General features: G+C 27.2%; 26 protein-coding genes. 13 read left to right on the forward strand and 13 right to left on the reverse strand.

What is annotated here, in order from left to right; genetic code table 11:
* Positions 1-18 precede the first annotated feature (18 nt).
* From ubiA to ACTTA4_RS00185, 5 genes are read left to right on the forward strand one after another with little or no spacing between them, the layout of a single operon-like run.
* On the forward strand, positions 19-885 hold the full coding sequence (gene ubiA / locus ACTTA4_RS00165; protein ID WP_440633016.1) for a 4-hydroxybenzoate octaprenyltransferase: 867 nt from the start codon (positions 19-21) through the stop codon (positions 883-885).
* Positions 885-2627, forward strand: a complete 1743-nt coding sequence (locus ACTTA4_RS00170; RefSeq protein ID WP_440633017.1) for an ABC transporter ATP-binding protein — start codon at positions 885-887, stop codon at positions 2625-2627. The genes ubiA and ACTTA4_RS00170 overlap by 1 nt, the downstream gene beginning before the upstream one ends.
* Entirely contained in the window at positions 2627-3865 is a 1239-nt protein-coding gene (locus tag ACTTA4_RS00175) for a 3-deoxy-D-manno-octulosonic acid transferase (RefSeq protein WP_440633018.1), read from the forward strand. Before ACTTA4_RS00170 ends, ACTTA4_RS00175 begins: the two co-directional genes overlap by 1 nt.
* Positions 3862-4782, forward strand: coding sequence for a tetraacyldisaccharide 4'-kinase (gene lpxK / locus ACTTA4_RS00180; RefSeq protein ID WP_440633019.1), 921 nt, complete (start codon positions 3862-3864; stop codon positions 4780-4782). The genes ACTTA4_RS00175 and lpxK overlap by 4 nt, the downstream gene beginning before the upstream one ends.
* A complete protein-coding gene (locus ACTTA4_RS00185; protein ID WP_440633020.1) occupies positions 4779-5639 on the forward strand; it encodes a lysophospholipid acyltransferase family protein in 861 nt (286 codons plus the stop codon). The genes lpxK and ACTTA4_RS00185 overlap by 4 nt, the downstream gene beginning before the upstream one ends.
* On the opposite strand, the gene ACTTA4_RS00190 is transcribed toward ACTTA4_RS00185, so the two are convergent.
* The gene (locus ACTTA4_RS00190) at positions 5640-5834 is read right to left on the reverse strand and encodes a DUF2093 domain-containing protein (protein WP_440633021.1); all 195 of its coding nucleotides are present in this window, start codon (positions 5832-5834) and stop codon (positions 5640-5642) included.
* Between the two features lie 23 nt (positions 5835-5857).
* On the opposite strand from ACTTA4_RS00190, the gene purD reads away from it, so the two are divergent.
* Complete coding sequence (purD, locus tag ACTTA4_RS00195) at positions 5858-7123, forward strand: phosphoribosylamine--glycine ligase (protein WP_440633022.1); 1266 nt, start codon at positions 5858-5860, stop codon at positions 7121-7123.
* The gene (rsmD, locus tag ACTTA4_RS00200) at positions 7120-7683 is read left to right on the forward strand and encodes a 16S rRNA (guanine(966)-N(2))-methyltransferase RsmD (RefSeq protein WP_440633023.1); all 564 of its coding nucleotides are present in this window, start codon (positions 7120-7122) and stop codon (positions 7681-7683) included. The genes purD and rsmD overlap by 4 nt, the downstream gene beginning before the upstream one ends.
* On the opposite strand, the gene ACTTA4_RS00205 is transcribed toward rsmD, so the two are convergent.
* The 6 genes from ACTTA4_RS00205 to ACTTA4_RS00230 are packed head-to-tail and all read right to left on the reverse strand — an operon-like array spanning position 7680 to position 14099.
* Positions 7680-8834 carry a glucose-6-phosphate isomerase gene (locus ACTTA4_RS00205; RefSeq protein WP_440633024.1) on the reverse strand — a complete coding sequence of 385 codons (1155 nt, stop codon included), beginning with the start codon at positions 8832-8834 and terminating at the stop codon, positions 7680-7682. The two genes, rsmD and ACTTA4_RS00205, sit on opposite strands and share 4 nt — an antisense overlap.
* A complete protein-coding gene (locus tag ACTTA4_RS00210) occupies positions 8834-9145 on the reverse strand; it encodes a DUF3035 domain-containing protein (RefSeq protein WP_440633025.1) in 312 nt (103 codons plus the stop codon). The genes ACTTA4_RS00205 and ACTTA4_RS00210 overlap by 1 nt, the downstream gene beginning before the upstream one ends.
* A complete protein-coding gene (lspA, locus tag ACTTA4_RS00215; RefSeq protein WP_440633026.1) occupies positions 9132-9638 on the reverse strand; it encodes a signal peptidase II in 507 nt (168 codons plus the stop codon). Before lspA ends, ACTTA4_RS00210 begins: the two co-directional genes overlap by 14 nt.
* Positions 9638-12367 carry an isoleucine--tRNA ligase gene (gene ileS, locus ACTTA4_RS00220; protein WP_440633027.1) on the reverse strand — a complete coding sequence of 910 codons (2730 nt, stop codon included), beginning with the start codon at positions 12365-12367 and terminating at the stop codon, positions 9638-9640. Before ileS ends, lspA begins: the two co-directional genes overlap by 1 nt.
* Complete coding sequence (locus ACTTA4_RS00225) at positions 12364-13287, reverse strand: bifunctional riboflavin kinase/FAD synthetase (RefSeq protein ID WP_440633028.1); 924 nt, start codon at positions 13285-13287, stop codon at positions 12364-12366. The genes ileS and ACTTA4_RS00225 overlap by 4 nt, the downstream gene beginning before the upstream one ends.
* Positions 13281-14099, reverse strand: a complete 819-nt coding sequence (locus ACTTA4_RS00230; RefSeq protein ID WP_440633029.1) for a TIGR01459 family HAD-type hydrolase — start codon at positions 14097-14099, stop codon at positions 13281-13283. Before ACTTA4_RS00230 ends, ACTTA4_RS00225 begins: the two co-directional genes overlap by 7 nt.
* A gap of 130 nt (positions 14100-14229) precedes the next feature.
* On the opposite strand from ACTTA4_RS00230, the gene groES reads away from it, so the two are divergent.
* Both groES and groL read left to right on the forward strand, forming a co-directional pair.
* The gene (gene groES / locus ACTTA4_RS00235) at positions 14230-14520 is read left to right on the forward strand and encodes a co-chaperone GroES (RefSeq protein WP_440633030.1); all 291 of its coding nucleotides are present in this window, start codon (positions 14230-14232) and stop codon (positions 14518-14520) included.
* Between the two features lie 24 nt (positions 14521-14544).
* On the forward strand, positions 14545-16209 hold the full coding sequence (gene groL, locus ACTTA4_RS00240; RefSeq protein WP_075506444.1) for a chaperonin GroEL: 1665 nt from the start codon (positions 14545-14547) through the stop codon (positions 16207-16209).
* Positions 16210-16274: 65 nt separating this feature from the next.
* Here groL and ACTTA4_RS00245 read toward each other — a convergent pair whose 3' ends face one another.
* Positions 16275-16871, reverse strand: coding sequence for a class I SAM-dependent methyltransferase (locus tag ACTTA4_RS00245; RefSeq protein WP_440633031.1), 597 nt, complete (start codon positions 16869-16871; stop codon positions 16275-16277).
* Positions 16872-16924: 53 nt separating this feature from the next.
* Here ACTTA4_RS00245 and ACTTA4_RS00250 point away from each other — a divergent pair, with 53 nt between their 5' ends.
* Both ACTTA4_RS00250 and typA read left to right on the forward strand, forming a co-directional pair.
* A complete protein-coding gene (locus ACTTA4_RS00250) occupies positions 16925-17743 on the forward strand; it encodes a hypothetical protein (RefSeq protein WP_440633032.1) in 819 nt (272 codons plus the stop codon).
* A gap of 210 nt (positions 17744-17953) precedes the next feature.
* Positions 17954-19780, forward strand: coding sequence for a translational GTPase TypA (gene typA, locus ACTTA4_RS00255; protein ID WP_440633033.1), 1827 nt, complete (start codon positions 17954-17956; stop codon positions 19778-19780).
* Here the strand turns inward: typA and yczE are convergent.
* Positions 19777-20424, reverse strand: coding sequence for a membrane protein YczE (gene yczE, locus ACTTA4_RS00260; RefSeq protein ID WP_440633034.1), 648 nt, complete (start codon positions 20422-20424; stop codon positions 19777-19779). The two genes, typA and yczE, sit on opposite strands and share 4 nt — an antisense overlap.
* A 44-nt stretch (positions 20425-20468) precedes the next feature.
* Here yczE and ACTTA4_RS00265 point away from each other — a divergent pair, with 44 nt between their 5' ends.
* Positions 20469-21149, forward strand: coding sequence for a DUF6134 family protein (locus tag ACTTA4_RS00265; RefSeq protein ID WP_440633035.1), 681 nt, complete (start codon positions 20469-20471; stop codon positions 21147-21149).
* 2 nt (positions 21150-21151) lie between these two features.
* Here ACTTA4_RS00265 and ACTTA4_RS00270 read toward each other — a convergent pair whose 3' ends face one another.
* The 3 genes from ACTTA4_RS00270 to tldD are packed head-to-tail and all read right to left on the reverse strand — an operon-like array spanning position 21152 to position 24852.
* Positions 21152-22123, reverse strand: coding sequence for an NAD(P)-binding protein (locus ACTTA4_RS00270; protein WP_440633036.1), 972 nt, complete (start codon positions 22121-22123; stop codon positions 21152-21154).
* Complete coding sequence (locus ACTTA4_RS00275; RefSeq protein WP_440633037.1) at positions 22120-23436, reverse strand: TldD/PmbA family protein; 1317 nt, start codon at positions 23434-23436, stop codon at positions 22120-22122. Before ACTTA4_RS00275 ends, ACTTA4_RS00270 begins: the two co-directional genes overlap by 4 nt.
* A gap of 3 nt (positions 23437-23439) precedes the next feature.
* Positions 23440-24852 carry a metalloprotease TldD gene (gene tldD, locus ACTTA4_RS00280; protein ID WP_440633038.1) on the reverse strand — a complete coding sequence of 471 codons (1413 nt, stop codon included), beginning with the start codon at positions 24850-24852 and terminating at the stop codon, positions 23440-23442.
* Between the two features lie 86 nt (positions 24853-24938).
* Here tldD and ACTTA4_RS00285 point away from each other — a divergent pair, with 86 nt between their 5' ends.
* A complete protein-coding gene (locus ACTTA4_RS00285) occupies positions 24939-25286 on the forward strand; it encodes a DCC1-like thiol-disulfide oxidoreductase family protein (protein WP_440633039.1) in 348 nt (115 codons plus the stop codon).
* On the opposite strand, the gene ACTTA4_RS00290 is transcribed toward ACTTA4_RS00285, so the two are convergent.
* A complete protein-coding gene (locus ACTTA4_RS00290; protein ID WP_440618995.1) occupies positions 25283-25576 on the reverse strand; it encodes a hypothetical protein in 294 nt (97 codons plus the stop codon). The two genes, ACTTA4_RS00285 and ACTTA4_RS00290, sit on opposite strands and share 4 nt — an antisense overlap.
* Positions 25577-25592: the final 16 nt, after the last annotated feature.

A 25592-nucleotide genomic window follows, 5' to 3' on the forward strand; every position in this document is an offset into this window, starting at 1 on the left:
GTTATTTACAAGTAAATTATGAACCAATTAAACTTATTTATTGAATTAACGAGATTAAAAAAACCAATCGGTTTTATGTTGTTATTTTGGCCATGCATTTGGGGACTGACTTTGGTTTATGATTTTAATTCTTCTTTAAATAAATATTTTTTTTTTGGATCACTTTTTTTAGCTGGTTCAATTTTAATGCGGTCTGCGGGTTGCATAGTAAATGATATTGTTGATAAAAATTTTGATAAAAAAGTTGAGCGTACAAAAAATAGACCAATAGCATCTGGTAAAGTTTCTGTTAAGCTTGCTTTATTTTACTCAATTGTATTATGCGGATTAGCATTTTTAGTGTTAATTAATTTTAACAAATTTACTATTTACATGGCGCTACTATCAATGCCATTAGCATTTACCTATCCATTGATGAAAAGAATTACTTATTGGCCTCAATTATTTTTAGGAATTACTTTTAATTATGGCTTAGTTTTAGCCTGGATATCAATTTCAAATGAAGTCTCTTTGGTTGCTCTTGTCTTTTATACTGGAGCCATATTTTGGACACTCGGTTACGACACAATCTACGGATTTCAAGATATTAAAGATGACGAAATTATAGGTGTAAAATCAACTTCGATAAAATTTAAAAATGATCCAAAAAAATTTTTATTATTTTGTTATTTAATATTTGTTGTCTCATTAATATTTGTAGGAATAAATATGAATTTTAAATTATTTTATTTTATTTTTTTAGTTTTCCCAGCAACACATCTTATTTTTTTTCAAATTAAAAATTTAAACATATCAAACACCCTAGACTGTCTAAATAAATTTAAAAGTAATAACTTGTTAGGTTTAATTGTGTTAGTAAATATTTTTATAGGAAAATTTATTTAATGAAAAAATCAAAAATATTTGTAAGGCTTTACAACGACTATACTAGTAAATATATAAAAAAAATATTTTTAGCTGGAGCTTTCTCTATACTTGTTGCATTGAGTACTTCTGCAACTGCATGGCTATTAGACCCAGCAATTGAGAAAATATTTCTAAATAAAGATCAAACATTGATTATTATCATTCCTATAGCAATAATCTCAGCTTTTAGCATTAAAGGTATTTCCCTGTATTATGCAAAACTTCTAATGATTAAAGTATCAGAAGAAGTAAAAAAAATGATTCAGACTGATATGTTAAAATCATTCATAAGAGCTGATACTGAAATCATAGAAGATAAGCACTCAGGTAAATATGTCTCCAATATAAATTTTGACGCCACACTAATAACAAGAATGTTGGGTGAAGCATTTTTAAGTATTTTCAAAGATGGACTAACTTTAATTGGTTTACTCACAGTGATGTTTATGCAAAATTGGAAATTATCTCTAATTGCAATAATTATGATCCCATTGGCATCTTTAACTGCTAAAATTCTTGGGAAACGAATGGGTAAAGTTTCCACACAAGCTCAAGAGAAATCAGGAGATTTAAATAGATACTTAATCGACTTATTCAAAAATCACAAAGTTATTAAAATTTTTCAAAGAGAAAATTTTGAAAATATTAGATCTGAAAAATTTGTTAATGATTTAAAAGAAAAATCAGCAAAAATTTCTGCTGTTTACATCAGGTCAACCCCTATTATGGAAATTTTAACTGGTATCATGATTGCAATATTAATTTTTTACTCAGGAAAACTAATATTTAACGAAGAATTGGGGATAAATAATTTCTTTTCTTTTCTTGCTGCAATGATGTTGGCTTATCAACCAGTTAAAACTTTAACAAAAGTGAATGTTGCTATCAGCCAAGGTCTGTCAGCAGCGGAGAGAATAATTCCCATTATTGACTTAAAAAATAATATTGAATTAAATCCAGAGGCATCAAATTTAAATTTGATTAATGCTGATATAGTTTTTGACAAAGTTAATTTTGCTTACAAAGCAAACAACGAAAAACAGGTTTTAAAAAATATATCTTTAAATTTTAAAGGCGGTAAAATGACAGCACTTGTAGGATATAGCGGATCAGGGAAATCTACAATTCTAAATCTTATACCACGAATTTACTCTCCAAATGATGGCAAGATCGAAATAGATAATCAAAATATTTCAAAAATTAACTTATCCTCATTGAGAAAAGAAATATCTATAGTTGATCAAAATACTACATTATTTGATGATACAGTTTTAAATAATATCAAATATGCAAAACCAGACGCTAGTGATGAGGAAATATTTGAAGCATCTAAGCACGCTATGTGTGATGAATTCATTAAAAATCTAGAAAATGGATATAGTACTCTAATAGGAGAAAATGGTGTTAGGTTATCTGGTGGAGAAAAACAGAGACTGTCTATAGCTAGAGCATTTTTAAAAAAAAGCAAAATAATTTTACTTGATGAAGCTACCTCATCGTTAGATTCTAAAACTGAAGAAAAAATTCAAAATGCATTGAATAAACTGATATTAAATAAAACAACAATAGTTATAGCACATCGATTATCAACAATCCTTAATTCCGAAAAAATATATGTTGTTGATAAAGGTGAAATAAAGGACTCTGGAAATCATAAAGAACTTTTGTCAACCTCAAGTGTCTATAAAAACTTTTATGAAAGACAAATAAAACAAAATTAATGTTTTTTGTATACGGTATATTAACAAATGTTTTATTTTTATTATCACCTTTAATTTTTTTTTTTAGAATTTTAAAAAAAAAAGAAGATCTATATAGATTTCAAGAAAAATATTGTATTTATTCAAAAAGAAATTTTCAAAAAACGATATGGTTCCATGCTGTAAGTGTTGGGGAATTGATGAGTATAATTCCAGTTATAAATAAACTTGAAAAAAATAAAAAAATTAAAAAAATAATTGTAACCTCATCTACGACTAGTTCAGCAAAAGTTTTCAAAAGACAAAAATTTAAAAAAACAATACATAAGTTTTTTCCTTTAGATACTAATTTTTTAACTAAAAAATTTATCAATATTTGGAAACCTGAAGTAGCAATATTCGTAGACTCAGAGATTTGGCCAAACATGATTAAAAATTTAAATAAAAAGCAAATTCCAATAATTTTATTGAACGCAAGGTTGACAAAATCTAGTTTTGAGAAATGGTTGATTGTAAAAAGTTTTGCAAAAGAAATATTTGGCCAAATCTCAATTGCGCTTCCCCAAAATATTGAAACAAAAAAATATCTTAAAATTCTTGGTATTAAAAAAATGATTTCCGCAGGAAATATAAAATACTTTGGAGAAAAAATTCTGTTAGATAATAAAAGCTCAAAATTTTCGAAGCAGTTTAAAAAATTTAAAATTTTGTGCGCTGGTAGCACTCACAATTCTGAAGAAATATTAATAGCTAAATTACACATTGAATTAAAAAAAATTTTACCAAATTTACTCACAGTCTTAATTCCTCGACATATTAATCGATCAGAAAATATAATTAATGATTTAAATAAATTTAAACTTAATGTGGTGAAACACTCCACAAAACAAAAAATATCAAAAAAAACCGATATTTATTTAGTTGATACTTTTGGTGAAACAAAGAATTTTTATAATCTTTCTAACATTGCTTTTTTAGGCGGATCAATTGTAAATCATGGTGGACAAAATCCATTAGAGGCCGCTCGATTAGGTAATTATATTATTAATGGACCCAACATTGATAATTTTACAGAAATATACAACTATTTAAAAATAAATAAAATGTCCTATACAACCTCAAACATTTTAAAAATGAGAGATATAGTTTTATCAAAAATAAATAAAAAAAGGCCACTCAGTAAAAGAAAAAAAATTTTTGATAATGGAAATAAAATTTTAGATAACAACATACGTATTATCGAAAAATATATTCAATGATTTTACTAAAACCAAATTTTTGGCAAACAAAAAATTTTGTTTCTCTTTTACTATTTCCTTTAACATTAATTACTTTCAGTATTAATTTTTTGAAAAAATTTAATTTCAAAAAACATTTCAAAATAAAAACGATATGCATAGGAAATTTAACTGCAGGTGGTACAGGAAAAACATCTTTGGCGGTCGAGCTAAATGAATTACTTAGAGATAGATTTAAAATTGTATTTATTAAAAAAGAATACTCAAATCAAAAAGATGAATATAATTTGCTAAAAAAGAGAGGTAAAATTATATCATTAAAAAATAGAACAGATGCATTGAAGATAGCGGAAAAAAACTTTGATTTAGCTATTTTAGATGATGGTTTGCAACAAAAAAATATTGAGTATGATTTAAAAATCGTTTGTATTAATTCTTATGAAGGTTTTGGAAATAATTTTCTTTTACCAGCAGGTCCTTTAAGAGAAAATTCAAACGAATTGAAGCATTATGATATTGTTTTTATTAATGGTTTTAAACAAAATCGAAAAATAAAAAATAAAATTAAAAAAATAAACAGTAATTTAAAAATTTTTGATGCAATATATGAACCTATCAATCTTAAAGAATATAATTTAAACAACAGATTTTTATCTTTTTGCGGTATAGGAAACCCACATGAATTTGAAAATACGCTTAAAAAATTTAAATTTAAAATAAAAGAAAAATTTATTTTTCCTGATCACTTTAACATATCAGACAAAATAATTAATAATATGAAGGATATTGCTAATAAAAATAATTTAAAAATAATTACCACAGAAAAAGATTTTTTAAGATTAACTAAAAAACAACAAAAGGGTATTAATTTTTTAAAAGTTAAATTAAAAATTCAAAATATAAGTAAGTTAAAAAAATTTCTTACATCAAATATATGAAAAAAATTAACCATTTAATTCAATTCATTATTATAAAAATTTTTTTTACGATATTTGGAATAATTGGATACAAAGCATCTTCAAAGTTAGGATTTATAATAGGCAAATATCTTGGACCAATCTTTAGATCAAAAGAATTAATTATAAATAATCTTGAAAAAGCTAAAATTAATAAAAAAGATAACTTTGAAAAAATAGCTTCAAATGTTCTTGGAAATTATGGAAGAATATTTTCAGAATATGTACATTTAAAAAATTTTAAAAATGATAGTTTGCAAAAGTACTTTTCTATAGAGGGACTAGATCATTTAAAAAATATAAAAAAAAGTGGTGAAAAAGTTGTTTTTATTTCAGGTCATTTTAACAACTTTGAATTAATGGCAATGCAAATTGAAAAAGCTGGAGTTGATTGTGCTGCAATTTATCGGCCACTGAATAATCCTTATTTAAACTCAATTATGGAAACAATCAGAATTAGAGATATTTGTAAAAATCAAATTAAAAAAGGGAGAGCTGGCACTAGAGAAATTATACGTTTTTTATCAAAAGGTACCTCAATTGCTTTAATGATTGATCAAAGAGTGAGGGAAGGTGAAAAGATAGATTTTTTTGGAAATCCTGCAACCACAACAACAATTCCAGCGCAATTAATAAAAAAATATGGTTGTAGCGTTGTACCAATTTATATTGAAAGGAAAAAATCACATCATTTTAAAATGTATGTTTCAAAACCTATTAAGATAAACAGATCAAGAAGTATTTCTGAAATCACAAAACATTTGAATGATATTCTTGAAAAAATGATTTTGAAAAATATTGACCAGTGGATTTGGACGCACGATCGTTGGAAGGTATAATCAATTATTTTCTTTTTCTCGCTGTAATGAGGCCTCTATATATGAGTAATATGCTTCCTGTTTATCCACATTCCAATAAGTTAAATTTTCTAACATAATTTTTTTACCAGAGATAGCACATATTACATGATCACCTGGTTCCAACACATTGAAGTTGTTAGGTAGATATTTTAATTTAGCTAATTTATTTTTCATTTCTAAGATATATAAATAGTTATATGAAAATTGCAATTTTAGGTAGTGGAGGAAGAGAACATGCTCTTACGTTTTCAATATCTAAATCAAATAAAGTTAAAAAAATTTACTGTATACCAGGTAATGCTGGAACATCCTCACTAGCTGAAAACATTTCTATAGATATAAATAATTTTGAAACAGTATATGAGTTTTTAAAAAAAAATAATATCGATTTAGTTGTTGTTGGTCCTGAAGATCCGCTTGTAAATGGTATTGTGGACTATTTGGAAAAGTTAAATATAAAAGTTTTTGGACCAAATAAAGTTGCCTCACAACTAGAAGGTTCAAAAATTTTTACAAAAAATCTATGCAAAAAATATAAAATACCAACCGCAGAATTTGGTATTTTTAAAAATGCTGAAGAATCTTATGATTATATTGATAGTGCAAAGCACCCGTTAGTAATTAAAGCAGATAATTTAGCAGCTGGTAAAGGTGTTTATATTTGTAGGGAAAAAAAAGAATCATATTTAGCAGTAAAAGAGATATTTGACGGTAAGTTTGGAATTGCAAAAAATATTCTATTTGAAGAATTTTTAGAAGGTGAAGAAATGAGTTATTTCATAGTTAGTGATGGAAAAACATTCAAATATTTTGGATCAGCTCAAGACCATAAGAGAGTTGGCGAAGGAGACAAAGGTAAAAACACTGGGGGGATGGGTGCATACTCACCATCAAGATTATTTAATAAAGAATTAGAGCAAAAAATTTTAGAAAAAATAATAAAACCAACATTAAAAGGTATAAATGATTTAGGAACTAAATATAAAGGTTTTCTATATGCTGGATTGATGATTGTTAAAAATGAACCATTTTTAATTGAATACAATGTAAGAATGGGTGACCCTGAGTGCCAAACAATTCTGCCAACTTTAGACACTGATATTATTAAAATTTTTCAATCATGTATTAATGAAAAACTTAATGAAATAGAAATAAAATGGATAAATAAAAAAAGTCTGTGTGTCGTATTATGCTCAAATGGTTATCCAGACAAATATGAAAAAAATATAAAAATAGATAATTTTGAGAAGTTAAATCTAGACGAAAATAATTATTTATTTCATGCAGGAACAGAAATAAAGGACAACAAGATTTATGCTGTTGGAGGTAGAGTATTAAATTTCATATCACTTTCAAACACATACATTGAAGCCAAAAAAAATATCCACGAAAACTTAAAAAAATTGAATTGGGAAAAAGGTTTTTTTAGAAAAGATATTGGATACAAAGTTATTAATAAATGAGAATTATTGGTGGTAATTTTAAAGGTAAAAAAATCCTTGAACCTAAAGATAAAGAAACAAGACCTTTAAAAGATTTAACAAAAGAGTCTATTTTTAATATTATTAATCATTCAAATAAATTTTCTATAGAACTTGAAAAATCTTATGTCTTAGATTTATTTTCTGGAACAGGGTCTTTTGGTTTAGAATGTTTATCAAGAAAAGCAAAGCACGTGTGTTTTGTAGAAAACTATATAGGAATATTACCAATCTTAAAAAATAATTTATCGAATTTAAAAACAGTCAAAAATTATTCAATTATTGAGAAGAATATTTTAATTGATATTGAATTTTTAAAAAAAAAAGAAAAATTTGATATTATTTTTTTAGATCCTCCATACAAAGAAAAAGAAATTCATACTATTTTAAATAATCTTTATAAATTCAAAACTCTCAAACCAAATGGAATAATAATTATTCATAGACATAAAAAAGAAGAGGATAATTTTCCAGACAAATTTAAAATTATTGAAGAAAAAAAATATGGAATTTCTAAGATAATATTTGGAAAATTTATTTAAATTAAAATTTTCTTTGTTTCTGTTTTAATTAACTCTACAGCTGGTTGATCAAAAGGATTAATTTTAAGAGCTCTTCCCAATAAGATTGTTTCTAAAATAAAGAAAGTAAATAACTCACCTAGAGTATTTTCATCTCTTTTCAAAATCTCAAAACTCCTGAAAGGTATTTTCTTATTTTTAAAAACATTCTCTGAGGCTTGTTTTTGAGCATAAACGATATGATTAATATTTTTATTTTTTAAATAGCTTTGCATTTGTAAAATTTGACTATTATTTATCTTTAGAGAATTTTTTTCTTTAACATAAAAAAATGTAAAAAAATTATTCTTAAAACCATCTAAATATAATTGCATAACGCTATGATTATCTTTAGGCATATTTGAAACAATAGGAAGAATACCAAGACCTTTTTTACCTAAACTTTCAGCTACTAATTGTTGATACCAATTAAATAAATTAGAAGATTTTTCATCATAATTGATGATTATCGAATTAAATTTTTTTCTTTTTGCAAAGTATAGAATTTGATCAACATTATTAACTAAAGAATTTAAATAATTTTTATTTTTGATTAAATTGTTTAATTGTTTAAATTTACGTGAGTCTAAATCCATCAATTCTGCTGGTAACATTCCCACTTCTGATAAAACAGAATATCTTCCTCCTATAAAATTATTGTGATGAATTATCTCTGATTTAAATTTTTCAGCTAAAGTATGAAGATAATTTTTTTTATTTTCAGTAATAAAAATGTTTTTATTTTTTTTTTGAACAAAAATATTAGTATTAACAATTGTTTCAGTGGTATTACCAGATTTAGATATTATTAAATTTAAATATCTTTTTTTTTTGTCTTTTTTAGTATGTGATTTTAAATTATCTAAAAATTCAAATTTTTTTTTTATTTTATGTTCTAAAAAATCATATATTGCTTGAGTTCCTAATGAAGATCCTCCCATGCCTATAACTCTATAATTAATAAAATTTTTAAATTTAGAAATTGTCTTTTTATTAAAATTATTTTTGTATTCTTTTTTTAAAGATTTGATTACGAAATTCTCTTCATTAAGAAGGGTAATTAATTTTTTTTTTATATTTTTGTTTAATTTTTTTTTCTTAAAAAGCTTTAGTTTAATATTTTTTGTGAGCATTATTTATTTTTAATTTTGCTCAAAATAGATCCCTCTAGATCACTGTTAGATGCTTCTTGGTCAGTATTTCCATTATTGTCTGAAATTAAATTTTTAATATTATTCTCCTGTTTTTGGCTAGTATCTTCATTTTGATTAGGAATAGGAAGCTCATTAAATTCTGGAGGCATTACGAGTGGAGATTTTTTTTCTACCAAAAACTCATCGCTACTATTCTTTTTGGGATTTTTAAAACCTTTTTTAACTGTATTGCACCCAGACAAAATAATTAATGATATCCCTAAAATAAATAGTAAGTTAATTTTTTTCATTATTTGTCGCTTCAGGTTTGTTAATAATTTCAATTATTATCATTAAAATTATACCTATAGTTATAAATATATCTGATACATTAAAAATAAACCAATGAAAATTTCCCACATGAAAATCTATAAAATCTGGTACAGCTTTATAAATTATTCTATCAAAAAAATTTCCCAAAGCGCCACCCAGCACTAATAATAGTGCATATTTTCTTAATGGATCATTTTTTCTTATCATGAAAATAATAAAAATAATCACTAAAAATATTAAAAAAGTTAGACCATTGTATAAATAATCTTCATTAAATGAAAATAGTCCAAAAGCTATTCCTTCGTTCCAAATTAGATGAATGTTCAAAAATTTTGATGAGTATATTTCAGAATTGAAATTAAGCTTATCCTGATGAATTACAAATAGTTTTGATATTCTGTCTAAAAAAAAAATAATTAAAATTAAAATAGTTTCTAAATAATAATTTTTAAATATTTTATTTAAAGACATTAAGAATTTTGAGGACAATTAGATCTGGCACATCCTTTTTCATTTATTTTCCAACACATCGAGCATTTCGCTCCTTTCGCTTTTTCTGTAAGAACATTTGCGTCAATGTTATTTTCATAATTAACTTCAGCTTTAGAAGTTATGCAAAGCTCCGAAAAATCAATATCTTTTGTGATACTTTCTAAATTTTGATCCAAATGAATTTTAATCTCAGCTTCTAAACTTGATCCTATTACTTTGGCTGCTCTTTTTTCCTCTATACTTACATTGCATAAATTTCTAATTTTAATTAGCTCTATCCATTTCTGATTTAATTTTTCATTATAAAAATTTTTTGGAAAAGTTAAAAAGTTTTCTAAATGAATACTTTTTTGGTTTTTAAATAATAATTGATAAATTTCTTCAGTTGTGAAAGATAAAATTGGAGCAAACCATTTAAGTAAAGAGTTTAAAATTATGTTCAACAATAAAATAGTTGATTTTCGTTTAGGGTCATCTAAAGAGTCACAGTATAAAGTGTCTTTTCTTATATCAAAATAAAAAGCTGACAAATCTACAGTGCAAAAATTTAATAGTTCTTTATACAAATTGTGAAAATCATAATTCTCAAAATATTTTTTGAAATTATTATTTAAAGAATACAATTTATGTAGCATGTACTGCTCTAAATCAGGTAAATTATTTAATTCTATTTTTTCAAGATCAATTATCTCAAAATTGTCATTAAGATTTCCTAATAAATATCTAAATGTATTTCTAATCTTCCTATATGAATCTGCGTGTTGATCTAAAATTGAATAATCTATTCTTAAATCCTCCGAATAATTTGATGATGCTACCCAAATTCTTAAAATATCTGCTCCGTATTTTTTCAAAATATCTTCTGGAGCAATCACATTTCCTAATGATTTAGACATTTTTAAACCTTTTCCATCTACAACGAAACCGTGAGATAAAATTGAGTCAAAAGGAGCTCTACCCCTAGTTCCACATGACTCTAGTAATGATGAATGAAACCATCCTCTATGTTGATCTGAACCCTCTAAATACATAGATGCTGGCCACTTGAGATCATTTCTTTTCTCCAATACAAATGAATGAGTTGAGCCACTATCAAACCAAACTTCTACTATATCACTTAGTTTATCATAATCTTGGGCTTTGTACTTATCGCCTAAAAATCTTTGCGGATCGTCTGAAAACCAACAATCAGATCCCTCTTTTTCATAAATTGATGCAATATTTTCATTAACTTCATCATCAACTAAAATTTCTTTGGTTTTTTTATTTACAAAAATAGGTAGAGGCACACCCCATACCCTTTGTCTAGAAACACACCAGTCAGGTCTAGTTTCGATCATAGATTTTAATCTTTCTTTTCCCTTGCTTGGATAAAATGTTGTATCATCTATAGCTTTTAAAGCTTTGTCTCTTAATTTGTGACTTTCCATAGAAATAAACCACTGAGGTGTTGCTCTATGAACTAATGGTGCTTTTGATCTCCAAGAATGAGGATAAGAATGAACTAATTCACCATTTGATAATAAATTTTTTTGCTCTCTAAGTTTTTCAATTACTATTGGGTTAGCTTTAAAAATATGAATACCTTCAAATAATTTTACATTATTTGTATATTTCCCATCACCATCAACTGTCTCTATTGCTTTTATTCCATTATTCAAACATAAATTAAAATCATCAGGCCCATGACTTGGTGCACAATGAACTATTCCTGTACCCTGCTCTGTAGTCACAAATCTTGCTTCTAACATTGGGATTTCAGTTTCATAACCTAAGTTTAAAAAGGGATGGTTGCAAATAGTATCTTTAAACTCTTTTCCCTTAAACTTTTTAATCTCATTATAATTTTTAATTCCACATTCTTTTATGACTGACTCAAGTAAAGCTTGTGCAACAACTATTTTTCTGTTTTGAAAATCTCCTTCATCATTAACTTGCAATAAAACATAATCTAACGCTTCATTATAAGCTAATGCTTTATTAGCAGGAATTGTCCATGGTGTAGTTGTCCAAATTATAATTTCACTTTTTTCTAAATCTTTAATTTTAGACGACCTAACTGAAAACGATGTATATATAGTATCTGACTTATGGTCTTGGTATTCTACTTCTGCATCAGCAAGAGCAGTTTTTTCAACAGTTGACCATAAAACTGGTTTATATCCTCTGTATAAACTTCCTTCTTTAAGAAATTTTCCAAGTTCTCTTACTATTTGAGCCTCTGCATCAAAACTCATTGTAGAATAATAATTTTCCCAATCACCAACCACACCCAATCTTTTGAATTGGCCTTTGTGAATTTCGATCCATTTTTCAGCAAAAGATCTACACTCTTTTCTAAACTCAACTATAGGGACATCATTTTTATTTTTCTTATTTTTTTTATATTCCTCTTCTATTTTCCATTCGATCGGCAAACCATGACAATCCCATCCGGGTACATAAATTGAGTCTTTACCATCCATTTGATGAAATTTTACAATTATGTCTTTTAAAATTTTATTTAATGCTGTCCCCATATGAATATTGCCGTTTGCATATGGAGGGCCATCATGTAAGACAAATTTTTCTTTACCTTTGCTTGATTTTCTTAATTCATCATAAAGGTTTATTTTTTGCCAATAATTTAGAATTTCTGGTTCTCTAGTTGGCAGGTTCGCCTTCATTGAGAAAGCCGTTTTAGGTAGATTTATATCAGATTTACTCATTTAGTTTTTTTTGCAATATTTAAATCAGATTTAATTTGTTTTCTAAGTTGATCAACATTCTTAAATTTTTTTTCTTTTCTAATAAACTTTAAAAACTGCACTGATAAAAGCTTATTATAAAGATTTCCAGAAAAATTAAACAAATGAACCTCAAGTAAGATTTTTTTTTGATTAAATGTAGGTCTATAGCCAAGATTTGCTATACCACTCAATTTTTTCTGATTTTTTTTTCTTAATACTCTTACCGCATAAACTCCTGGCTGTGCTAAGACATAATCCTTAACATCTATGTTGCATGTTGGAAAACCAATTTTTTTTCCAACCTGTCTCCCCTTTTGAACTATTCCATCAATGGTCCACTCTCTTCCTAAAAATTTATTAGCTCTATTTAAATCACCTTTTTCCAGCAAGTTTCTTATTATCGTTGAAGATACTATTTTTTTACTTTTTAAAAGTGGCTTTGGTTTAATAACTTTATAATTATAATTTTTTTCATTTTGTATAAGTAATTTAACATCACCTTCTCTTTTGTTTCCAAATCTAAAATTATTACTTACAAATATAAACTTACAATTAAGTTTTTTATATAAAATTTCTTTTATAAATTTAATTGATTTTATTTTGGAAAAGTTTTTATCAAATTTTTTTGTAATTATAAAATCTACTTTTAATTCTTTAAGTAATTCTAATTTTTGATTTACAGATGAAATTTTAAAATTCTTTAATGAATTATTAAAATACATCTTGGGCATTGGATCAAAATTAATCACACCAATTTTTGAATTATATTTTTTTTTATATGATAAAGCTAATTTAAATAATTTTTGATGTCCTAAATGAAGACCATCAAAATTTCCAATTAATATAATTGAATTTTTGTGGTGATTATCAATATTGAAATTTTTATATAACTTTACCATTTTAATTCTGTTTGAGTAAAATTAACGATAGCTTCATACTCCTTTGAAACTTCAGTAACTCCTTTATTTTGTATCTCTTCTTTGTGAATTCCATTGCAAACCAACAAGGAATGGTAATTTAATAAGTTAGCACCCTTTATATCTGTATTTAAATTATCACCAATTGCCAAAACTTTCTTACCAATATTGTCTATAGACTGATTATAAACTTCCGCATGAGGTTTACCAAAATAAATTACTTCTCCACCCATTTTTTCAAAAACCATAGCAACTGAACCTGCGCATAATTCTCTAATATTTCCTCGATCAACAATTAAATCAGGGTTAGTACAAATCATTTTTTTTGTTGTGTGATTTTCAAGTAAGTTTTTGTAATAACTTAAATCATCCTCATGGTCATCGAACAAACCTGTGCAAAGTAAATATTCACTTTCTTTTAGTTCGGTTGATTTATTATTTTTAAATTCATTGAATAAATCAAAATCTCTAGGGGGACCTAAATGAAAAAAATTCTTAGATTTGAAAGATGTTTTTAAAAAATTTAAAGCTGCTTCACCCGAGGTATAAACATGTTTAGTCAAATCTTCGCTCATACCCATTTTTTCTAGAAATTTATTTACTGTAGTATTTGGTCTTGGAGCATTGGTTAATAGAACAAAACTTTTATTTTTCTTCTTAAGTTCATTTAAAGTTGCTATTGCTGAGTTATGCAATTTGACACCATTATGAATGACCCCCCACAAATCTATGTAAAAAAGGTCATAATTATCAGCAATTGACTGAAGGCCATCTAAGTCTAAATTTTTGGTCATTATTTTACCTATAAACCATAATATTTAGATTTTCCTAGCATAATTACTCTGAAAAGATTCTCTTATCTTGAAATAGGCTATGAAATATCTATATGAGGCTCATATTTATATAGAATTATAAAGGAGATTTATGAAGTTTAAACCGTTACATGACAGAGTACTAATCGAAGTTTTAGACAGTAGTGAAAAAACTGCTGGTGGAATAATTATACCAGATACAGCTCAAGAAAAGCCTCAAGAGGGAAAAGTTATTGCTGTTGGTGGTGGAGCTAAAACAGAAGATGGAAAAACAATTCCAATGGATGTTAAAGTTGGAGACAAAGTTTTATTTGGCAAATGGTCAGGGACTGAAGTCAAAATTGATGGCAAAGAATATAGCATAATGAAAGAGTCTGACATTATGGGTATTTCAAGTAAGTAATTTAATTTAAAAGGAGAAAACAAAATGGCAAAAGTTGTTAAATTTGATGCTGAAGCAAGAGCAGCTATGATTAGAGGAGTAAATATCTTAGCTGATACTGTTAAAGTAACTTTGGGTCCTAAAGGAAGAAACGTAGTAATGGATAAATCTTATGGTGCACCTAGAATTACTAAAGATGGTGTTTCTGTTGCTAAAGAAATTGATCTTGAAGATAAGTTTGAAAACATGGGCGCGCAGATGGTTAAAGAAGTTGCTAGCAAAACAAATGATGAAGCTGGTGATGGTACAACAACTGCAACTATTCTTGCACAAGCAATTGTTCGAGAAGGTGTAAAATACGTAACTGCTGGTATGAATCCTATGGATGTTAAGAGAGGAATTGATGCAGCGGTTGAAGTTGTAAAAGAAAACTTAGTAGCATCAGCTAAAAAAGTAAAAGACAGTGATGAAATTGCACAAGTTGGAACTATTTCTGCAAATGGTGATAAAGAAATTGGAACTATGATTGCAAAAGCAATGCAAAAAGTTGGAAACGAAGGTGTTATCACAGTTGAAGAAAATAAAGGAATTGAAACCGAACTAGACGTTGTTGAAGGTATGCAATTTGACAGAGGTTATTTATCACCATACTTTATTACTAATAGTGATAAAATGACTACTGAGTTAGATAATCCTTTCATTCTTTTACATGAAAAAAAATTAACAAACCTACAACCAATGGTTCCTCTATTAGAAGCTGTTGTTCAAGCAGGAAGACCGTTAATGATTATTTCTGAGGATGTTGAAGGTGAAGCTTTAGCAACTTTAGTGGTAAACAAACTTAGAGGTGGATTAAAAGTTGTTGCGGTAAAAGCACCAGGTTTTGGTGATAGAAGAAAAGCAATGCTTGAAGATATTGCTATTTTAACTGGAGGTCAGGTTATTTCTGAAGATTTAGGAATTAAGCTTGAGAATGTTAAACTTGATGACCTAGGTTCATGTAAGAAAGTTAAAGTGGATAAGGATAACAGCACAATAGTTAATGGAAGTGGTAAAAAATCTGATATCGAAGGCAGATGTGCTTCAATTAAACAACAAATTGACGAAACAACTTCTGACTATGACAGAGAGAAACTTCAAGAAAGACTAGCAAAACTAGCTGGTGGAGTTGCTGTAATCAAAGTTGGTGGTGCAACTGAAGTTGAAGTTAAAGAAAGAAAAGATAGAGTTGAAGATGCTTTAAACGCAACGAGAGCCGCAGTTGAAGAAGGTATTGTAACTGGTGGTGGTTGTGCATTACTTTATGCTGCTCAAGACCTTAATAAGGTTAAAGCAAAAGGTGATGATCAAAAGGCTGGTGTAGAACTTGTTAGAAAAGCACTTGAAGCTCCAATCAGACAAATTACTAAAAATGCTGGTGTAGATGGTTCAGTAGTTGTTGGTAAATTATTAGAGCAAAATAAAAAAACACATGGATACGATGCACAAAGCGAAGAATATTGCGATATGTTCGCTAAAGGAATTATAGATCCTGTTAAAGTTGTAAGAACTGCTCTACAAGATGCTGCTTCAATATCTGGATTATTAGTAACTACAGAAGCAATGATCGCTGATAAACCTGAGGAAAAAGATGCTGCTGGTGGTGGAATGCCTGGTGGTATGCCTGGTGGAATGGGCGGAATGGGCGGAATGGGCGGAATGGGCATGTAAACCTATTCAACCATTAAAATGATTTATAAAAAACCCGAGGTTGAAACTCGGGTTTTTTTTTACTTTCAAATTTTTTTTATTATGCACTGATGATGATAATTAAAAATATTATGTCTACTTATAATTCTTATAGTTTTCTCTTTCTCATAATATTTTACTGCTTTAGTTATACCATCTGACCACCATCCTTTTAGACCATAGTCATCAAGCACAATTAATCCATCAACATTAATAAATTTAAGAGAATTTTCTATATCTTTTTTAACAAATTCAAAAAGATGGTTTCCATCAATATAAATTAAATCAAATATATTTTTATTTTCTAAAAAAAATTCATCTGAAGTTTTTCTAAATATTTCTATTTTATTTTCCAATCTATCTTTCTCAAAACGTTTATTAACATCTAAGAAATATTGGTCTTGAATTTTTTGATTAGAGTTATTTGTATTACCATACCAAGATTTTTGATAAATTAAATCATTATAAGCAATCCAAGGGTCAACTAAAATTAATTTTTTTGGTTTAAGTTTTTCAAATAGTTTTTTTGAAAAATCTCCTTTATGAATACCTATCTCTAAAATGATAGGATTTTTTACAGAAAGATATTTTTGAATTAAATTTATTCTATTTTTTGAAAATAATTTCCTAAATATTTTTTTCATGATTAATATATATATAAAAGGTGTTATAATCTAATAAAGTAGTTTTTAAACAAATGATTATAGGTAAAAATTTTTTTATAGTTGAAATGCCAAAAGCAGGATCTTCTTTTCTAAGAAATTATTTTAAACAATATGAAAATATTGAACTTACTATTCATCATGAAACCATAAGTAATAATAAAAGACTTGAATTATTGAAATTAAAACAAAGGATAGGTTTAATTAGAAATCCCTATTCATGGTACATTTCATTGTGGAATTGGTCTTGTAAAAATAAAAAAGCTTCTCCATTGTATAGTGATTTAGTATCCAGAAGATTAAAGTTTAAAAGATTAATTTTTAATAGCAGAACTTTAAAATACATTATTGATCAAATATCAAAAGATACAAAAAATTTAGAAAATCTTTTTTTGAATCCAAAATCAAAAAAAAACTTTAATAAATTTGTTAATATTATGCTGAATTTAAAATTCAGAAATCTTGTAAGCTCAGATTATAGTTTTATCCCCCATAAAAACTTTGGATATATGACTTTTGTTTTTTTTTCTCATCATGTTCTTAAGAAAGATTATGAAGTACTTTTTGAGTCAAATAAAAAATTAGAAGATGTCATAAACTTTATTGATAGTAAAATTTATACTAATTTTTATTTCAAAACAGAAAAATTGAACGAAGATTTAAAAGGCTTTTTAAATAAAAATAAAATAAAAATTAAAAATTACAAAAATATAGATAAAAATAAAACTATAAAAATTTCAAATAAAATTTTGTTGAATTTTTACTCAAAAAGAAATTTAGATCTTATAGAAAAAAAAGAAGCTTTTATATTCAGAAAATTCAATTATAAAAAATTATCAAAGTTAAAAATTTAGAAAATTTTATGTCAAAGAGATATAGCGGAAAGTCATTCAAAGACTCGAGTGTAAAAAAGAAACCTAAATTAAACTTTAAAGAAAAAAGAAAACTTAAAAAAGATAAACAAAAAAAGCCTAATTAAACTTAAGTTATTTAAATTATTCAAGCCAGTCATGATTTTTTTTAAGTTTTAATATCAATTTAAATATGTATAAGAGCCACAATTTATGAGCAACAATATAAGAAACATCACAATCATAGCCCATGTAGATCATGGCAAAACTACTTTGATTGATAATTTAATGAAACAAAGTGGATCATTTAGAGAAAATGAGGTTGTTGATGAAAGAATGATGGATTCAGGGGAACTTGAAAAAGAAAGAGGAATTACAATTCTTGCAAAACCTGCATCTATAAACTGGAATAATTCAAGAATAAATATCATTGATACACCTGGCCACAGAGATTTTGCAGCAGAAGTTGAAAGAGTTTTGAGCATGGCTGACGGAGCTCTTTTATTAATTGACTCTGCAGAGGGAGTAATGCCTCAAACAAAATTTGTTTTATCGAAAGCATTAAAACAAGGTTTAAAACCAATTGTAGTTATCAATAAATTAGATAAAGCGGATCAAAGAGCTAATGAGGTATTAGACGAAACTTTTGATCTGTTTGTAAGTTTAGATGCTAATGAAGAACAACTAGATTTTCCTGTTCTTTATGCAAGTGGAAGATCTGGATGGGCAGATCATGAGCTAGATGGACCAAGAAAAAATTTAAATCCTTTATTAAACTTAATAGAGGAGCATGTTAAACCAGCTGAATTAGATAAGACTAAACCTTTTGCAATGTTATCTACATTGCTTTATTCAGACAGTTTTTTAGGAAGAAGTCTTGTAGGTAGAATTACACAAGGTACAGCAAGAGCAAATCAACCAATCAAAGCTATTAATTTAAATGGTGAAAAAGTTGATGAAGGAAAATTAACAAAGATTTTTAGATATGAAGGAACTAAAAAAGTTCCAATTGATGTTGGAGAAGCAGGAGATATTGTCGTTGTAGCAGGATTAGAAAAAGCAAATGTTGCTGATACAATTTGTAATTTGGAAGTTAATGATCCTATACCAGCAACTCCAATTGATCCTCCAACAATGTCGATTACAATAACTGTTAATACTTCTCCATTAGCAGGAACAGAAGGTAAAAAACTTACAAGTACACAAATTAGAGAAAGATTAGTTCAAGAAGCACAAAACAATGTTGGAATTACTTTTTCAGAAAATGATGGTAAAGACTCATTCGTTGTAAGTGGACGAGGTGAATTGATGTTGGAAATACTTCTTACTCAAATGAGAAGAGAAGGTTTTGAAATGACAGTGAGTCCACCAAAAGTTTTATATAAAACTGATAATCAAGGAAACAAACTTGAACCAATTGAAGAAATTACTATGGATTTAGATGAAGAACACTCTTCAAAAGTAATCGACTCAATGAATAGAAGAAAAGGTAAATTAATTGAACTAAAAGATACCGGTACAAATAAGAAAAGATTGATATTTCATGCACCTACGAGAGGTTTGATGGGATACACAAGCAGATTTCTAACTCTTACTAAGGGGGAAGGTGTAATTAATAGAATTTTCCATGACTACGGTCCTTTTGAAGGTGAAATGGAAGGTAGAAGAAATGGTGCATTGATTGCTATGGAACAAGGAAAAGCAGTTGCATTTGCAATCTTTAACCTTCAAGCAAGAGGAGAAATGTTTGTTACCCATAATGATCCTGTTTATCCAGGTATGATTGTTGGATTATCACCAAAACCAGGTGACATGATTATAAATGTCATGAAAGGAAAAAAATTAACAAATATGAGAACACAAGGAACAGATGAAAACGTCGTTCTTACTCCTGTTAGAAAAATGTCAATAGCTGAACAACTAAGTATGCTTAACAGTGATGAAGCATTAGAGATTACACCTGAGTCTTGTAGATTGAGAAAAGCAATTCTTGATCCTCATGAAAGAAAAAGAAGTGAGAAAACTAGCGCAGCTGCTTAGTTAAATATTTTTCCAACTAAAAATAATCCTAAAGCTACACAGGGTCCAATTCCAAAAGCAAAGATAAGAGTACCTACTCCAACGGTCCCACCTAAATACCAACCAATAATTACAACAGTAATTTCTAAAAAAGCTCTTACCAAGGCTATAGGTAAATTTGTTGTTTTTGTTAATCCTGTCATTAAACCGTCTCGTGGACCTGGACCAAGATTGGCAACTAAATATATACCACTACCAAGTCCTACTAAAATTACTGAAAGAACTGCTAATAAGTATTTTGTAAAAATAGATGAAGGTGGTTGAAAATAATTTAGAGTGAAATCAATCATGGCAGCAATTACGATGATATTAAATATTGTTCCAAGACCTGGTTTTTGTTTTAAGAAAATCCATAAAAAAAGTACTCCTAAACTAACAAAAAAAGTTGCTGCTCCAATGGATAAACTGGAGTTGAGTGAAATTCCTTCAGCTAATACTGACCAGGGTGAGTTTCCAGTTGTTGATAAAATTAACAAACCTTCTCCCAAACCAAAAATTGTTAAACCAAAAATTAAAAAAAATGATGTTGAAAATTTTGGTCTGAAATTCAAACTTTCGTTTGAGCTCCAATTTACTTTTGGAATATTTTTTATAGATAGGAACATTAAATACTGATACTCTTAAATTTCTTTTTATTTATATTGTTATCATGAAAAAATTTTATTTTATTCTTATATTATTTTTAATTACTTTTAACTCAAACGCACATGTTGGTCATTATAATAACTTTAAAAAAATTGAACTTGAAATATTAAGAAATAATGAAGTTATAGGATACAACAATTACTCTTTTTCTAGGAAAGACAATCAAACAACTGTAAATAATGAATATAAATTTACGGTAAAACTACTTGGAGCAACTATTTTTGAAGTAGAAGGTTTTGGAGAAGAAAAATATTTAGGAGATAATTTAATTTCCTTTAAATCTAAAACGCGTCAGAATAAAAAAGAAAAATTTGTAAATTTAATATTAAATAATCAAACTAATAAATTTGATATTCAAGGATCTTCTTTTTCTGGTGAAGCTTCTTTGAAAAATACAATTGGAAATTGGTGGAGCCATAAATTGTTACAGGCAGAAAGCCAAATAAGTCCTATTTCTGGAAGTATAAAAGAACAACTAGTTACATTTATCGGTAAGGAAAAAATCACTATCAATGGAAAAGAATTTAATACTGATCATTTTAAACTCACTTCTAAAGATATGACACTTCCAGAAGACAAAAGATTAAATTTTGATATATGGCTTGATAAAAAAACTTCGGTAATAGTTAAAGTTACCTATGAGAGAATGGGAAGTTGGGAGTATAGGATTAAAAATATTGATTAATTTTATCTGCTTATTTTCTTAAAAAGATCATTAGCACTTATCCATCCTGCTTCTAATCTGGGTCCAACAAACCAATCGGCACAAACTCCTAAATTAATTTTTGAGTTCCAATAACTTTTAATTTTTAAAGCTTTAGAATTAGATGAATACATCCATCCATGATTTAAAGAAAAAAGGATGTTGGTTTTTTTAATACCAGTCAGATCAAAAAATTTATTAATTAATATTTTTGAATTCAAATCTTTATTTTCTTTATTTTTCAAAATTTTTTTATTTGCCCAAATTGCTGTACTTTGAAGTGTCCAAAATTCATAAATACTTTTAAATCTTAACTTACTATTTTCTCTAGCAGCCCAACCTAAAATTTGATCATCAAACAAAAAACTACTTATATTTTTTTTTGTTTTTTTCATTTTTATCATTACTGTAATATTTGCATCCATTTTTAATTTTTTTTTAATAAATGAATGATTAATATATTTTTTTGCTAATTTAAGTAATTGAGGATGTGGGCACGTTAAAATAAGATTATCATAAAATTTATTGTCACCATCAGCAAAGGTAAGTTTCCATTTGTTTTTATTATAATCAATTTTTTTTAATTCTTTTTGAAAACTACAATTAATTTTTTTTAATAAATACTTACTAATATCGTTATTACCTTGCCTACCAATTATTTTTTGATGATTTTTATTTTCTTTTATTTTTTTATTTTGAAAAATATGTTGACCCTTCCAATTTTTTAATATTTTTTTTGCTATGAGTTTTGTTGTAAATTTTTTAAACTCAGTACTCTTGGGAGAGATATATTGAACACCATGATCAAAGCCTATTTTTTTATCTAATCTTTTAAACGATGATCTCCCACCTGGACCTCTTGCTTTGTCATAGAGGTCTACAGAGTGTTTTTTATTTAATAGATTTGAAATTGTGGCACCAGATATTCCAGATCCAATTACACAGTAAGTGCTCATTTACCTGCAACTGTCATTCCTTCTATCATCATAGTTGGTGAGTTAATGGAATATTCAAAATCTAAATCACTGGCTAAAGTTATATTTTTAAACATATCTTTAAAATTTCCTGCAATTGTTATCTCATTTACTGGAAATTTAAATTCGCCATTTTCAATTAGGAAACCTGTTGCACCCACTGAATAATCTCCTGTAACCAAATTACTTCCATGGCCTATTGTTTCGGTTACATAAATATGTCTTGAATTACTTTTTAATAAACCTTCAAAACTAATATTTCCATTATCGAAATATAAATTTGTTGTACCACCAGATCTTCCATTTGATTTTAAATTAAGTTTTTTTCCATTGTAAGTATCGACTAAATAATTTTTTAAAACACCATTTTGTACAAGATTTAAAGTATCTGATTTTACTCCCTCTGAATCAAAAATTTGAGACCCTACACCTTTGTTTATATCGGGTTTATCAATAACATTTATTGTTTCTGTAAATATTTGTTCATTGATTTTATCCTTAAGAAAAGATGTTCCTCTAGAAATCGCAGATGACGATATAGCTCCGGCAAAAGCTCCCAACATCCCTTTTGCAATTCTTTTATCAAATATAATACTTATTTTTTCACTTCCGATTTTATTTGGGCTTAATTTTCTTATAGTTTGTTCAGAAGCTTTTTGACCAAGTTCTTTTGCGCCCTTAATGTCAGATAAATGACGTTTGCTTGTAAATTCATAGTCTCTTTCCATACTATTTTCATCTTTAGCAACAGTAACACATGATGCACTAAATGAAGATGATTTGTATCCATCACAAAATCCATCACTATTTGCTAAAATAAAGTTAGATTTATTTTCAGTAAAACTAGACTCTGTATTTATGATTTTTTCTTCTGAAGATGCAACGCTCTCAAGTTCTTTTAAATATTCAATTTTTTTTTCATTATCAAAGTGTGTCTCATCATATAAATTTAAATTTTTTATTTCTTTAGCTAAAAGATCTTTATCTGGTAAAGAATTAAATTCATCTTCAGGGGTATTTTTAGTTGTTTCAAAACATTTTTCTATTAATGTTTTAATGTTATCGTCTAATAAGTTTGATGAAGAAATTGAAGATCTTTTTTTTCCCAAATAAGTCTCAATACTTATTGCTAATCCATCTGATCTATTAGACTCGTCTAAAGTATTATTTCTAAAATTTACAGTTTCAGAAATTGAATGACCTACTGTTACACTTGATCCAGTTGCGCCTAATTTTTTAGCTAAATCTAAGCAATATGATGCTTTTGATGTTAGATATTCTTGATCCTTAACCATAATTTAAAGTTTTGTTCCACCAACAGTCATTTTGTCTATTAAGATTGAAGGTTGGGCAACTCCAACGGGAACACCTTGTCCAGCTTTACCACAAGTTCCTATACCAGGATCCAACATCATATCATTACCAACCATAGAAACTTCTTTTAGAATTGAAGGACCATCTCCTATTAATGTAGCTCCCTTAATCGGTGAACCAATCTTTCCATTATTAATTTCATATGCCTCAGTACAATTAAATACAAATTTTCCAGATGTAATGTCAACTTGTCCTCCTCCAAAACTTACTGCAAAAATTCCTTTGTCTACTGATTTGATCATTTCTTCTTGAGTTTGGTTTCCACTCAACATCATTGTATTTCTCATTCTTGGCAAAACAACGTGTCTATAATTTTCTCTTCTTCCTGAGCCGGTCGATTTAGTATTCATCAATCTAGCATTTAATCTATCTTGCATAAAATTCTTTAATATCCCATTTTCAATCAATACTGTTTTTTCTGTTGGTGTACCTTCATCATCAATAGTTAAGCTACCTCTTCTATTATCAATTGTTCCATCATCAACAATCGTAACTCCCTCACTGGCAACTTTTTGACCCATAAGATCATGAAATGCAGAAGTTTTTTTTCTATTAAAGTCTCCCTCTAAACCATGTCCAATAGCTTCATGTATTAAAATTGCTGGCCATCCAGGTCCTAAAACAACTTTCATTTCTCCTGCTGGAGCAGGTTTACTTTCTAAATTTACTGACGCAATTCTAAATGCTTCTTCACATACAGTTTTCCAATTGTCATTTTTTAGATATTCATCATAAGATTGTCTTCCACCTATTCCATAAACGCCAGTTTCTTTTCTTCCATTTTTTTCTAACATTACAGATACATTAAATCTAATTAGTGGTCGGACATCAGTTAATACCTCACCACCTGATCTTATAATCTCAATAGATTTTTGTTCACCTGCAAAACTCGTAGTAACTTGTTTTACAGATTGATCTTTTTTTCTTAGATACTCATTTACTTTATTTAATACTTCTAATTTCGAATTTAATGTTTTTTGCTCTATGGGATTAATATCCTGATAAAATTTTTTATTAGATCTTGAAATATCTTGATTATAAGTACCTTTCATAGACTTCAGTGTAGATTTTAAATTTTCAGAAGATTTTTTTAATGAATCTTTTGATATTTCATTAGAGTGAGAATATGCAACAACCTCTCCTGTAATTGCTCTAAATCCAAAACCTAAATCCGAACTATAGCTTGAGCTCTTGACTTTATTATCATCTAATAAAATAGATTCGGATTTAGTGTCCTCCAAATATAGCTCACCATCATCACAATTTTGTAATGTATCAGATACTATTGAATCAGCATCTTTTCTTGTTAAATCAGATTTGTCAAAAAAATTACTCACTCGGTTTAAATAGTGCTTTATTATTAATTTTCAACTAATCATTTGGCGCATTTACATGCTTAATTTTAGAGTTAATATAATTTTCTATGAAGGTTTATTTTAATAACTCTTGCAAAATTTGTAGATCAGAAATCAATATGTATAAAAAAGAAAATATTGAAGATATTAATTGGATAGATATTACCGATAACAAAGAAGCAGAAAAAGAAACTTCCAAAAATGACAAAGAACTTTTAAGAAGATTGCACATTAAAGAAAACGATCAAGTAATTGAAGGTGCAGAAGCTTTTCTTTATGTTTGGAAGAGAATACCAAAATATAAATTCTTATATAATTTTTTTAAACTTCCTATCATTTTTACTATTTTTAAGTATGGATATGAAATAGCTGCATTTTTTTTATATTTGAAAAATAAAAAACAATTAAAAAATTAATTAAGAAAAAATATCAAAATTTGACTCAATAGAGACATTGAGAGGATAAACATAATTAAAACAACAGAATACATGAGAGTAATAATCTTATTTCTTTTTCTTCTTAATCTTACAAAATTTTTATCATCCAAATCTGATATGTCTCTTTCTCCATCAACTTCATAATCATAACTCCATCTCCAAGTTGATTGTCCTAACCTTTCGTCTTGACTATTAAAATATCTGATCCAAGCAAGTATATAGCTTAACAGAACATACAAAATCACCATTGCAATTATTCCAAAAAACATAACTAATAATACTTAA

Source organism: Candidatus Pelagibacter sp. HIMB1485, assembly GCF_052048055.1.
Classification (GTDB): domain Bacteria; phylum Pseudomonadota; class Alphaproteobacteria; order Pelagibacterales; family Pelagibacteraceae; genus Pelagibacter.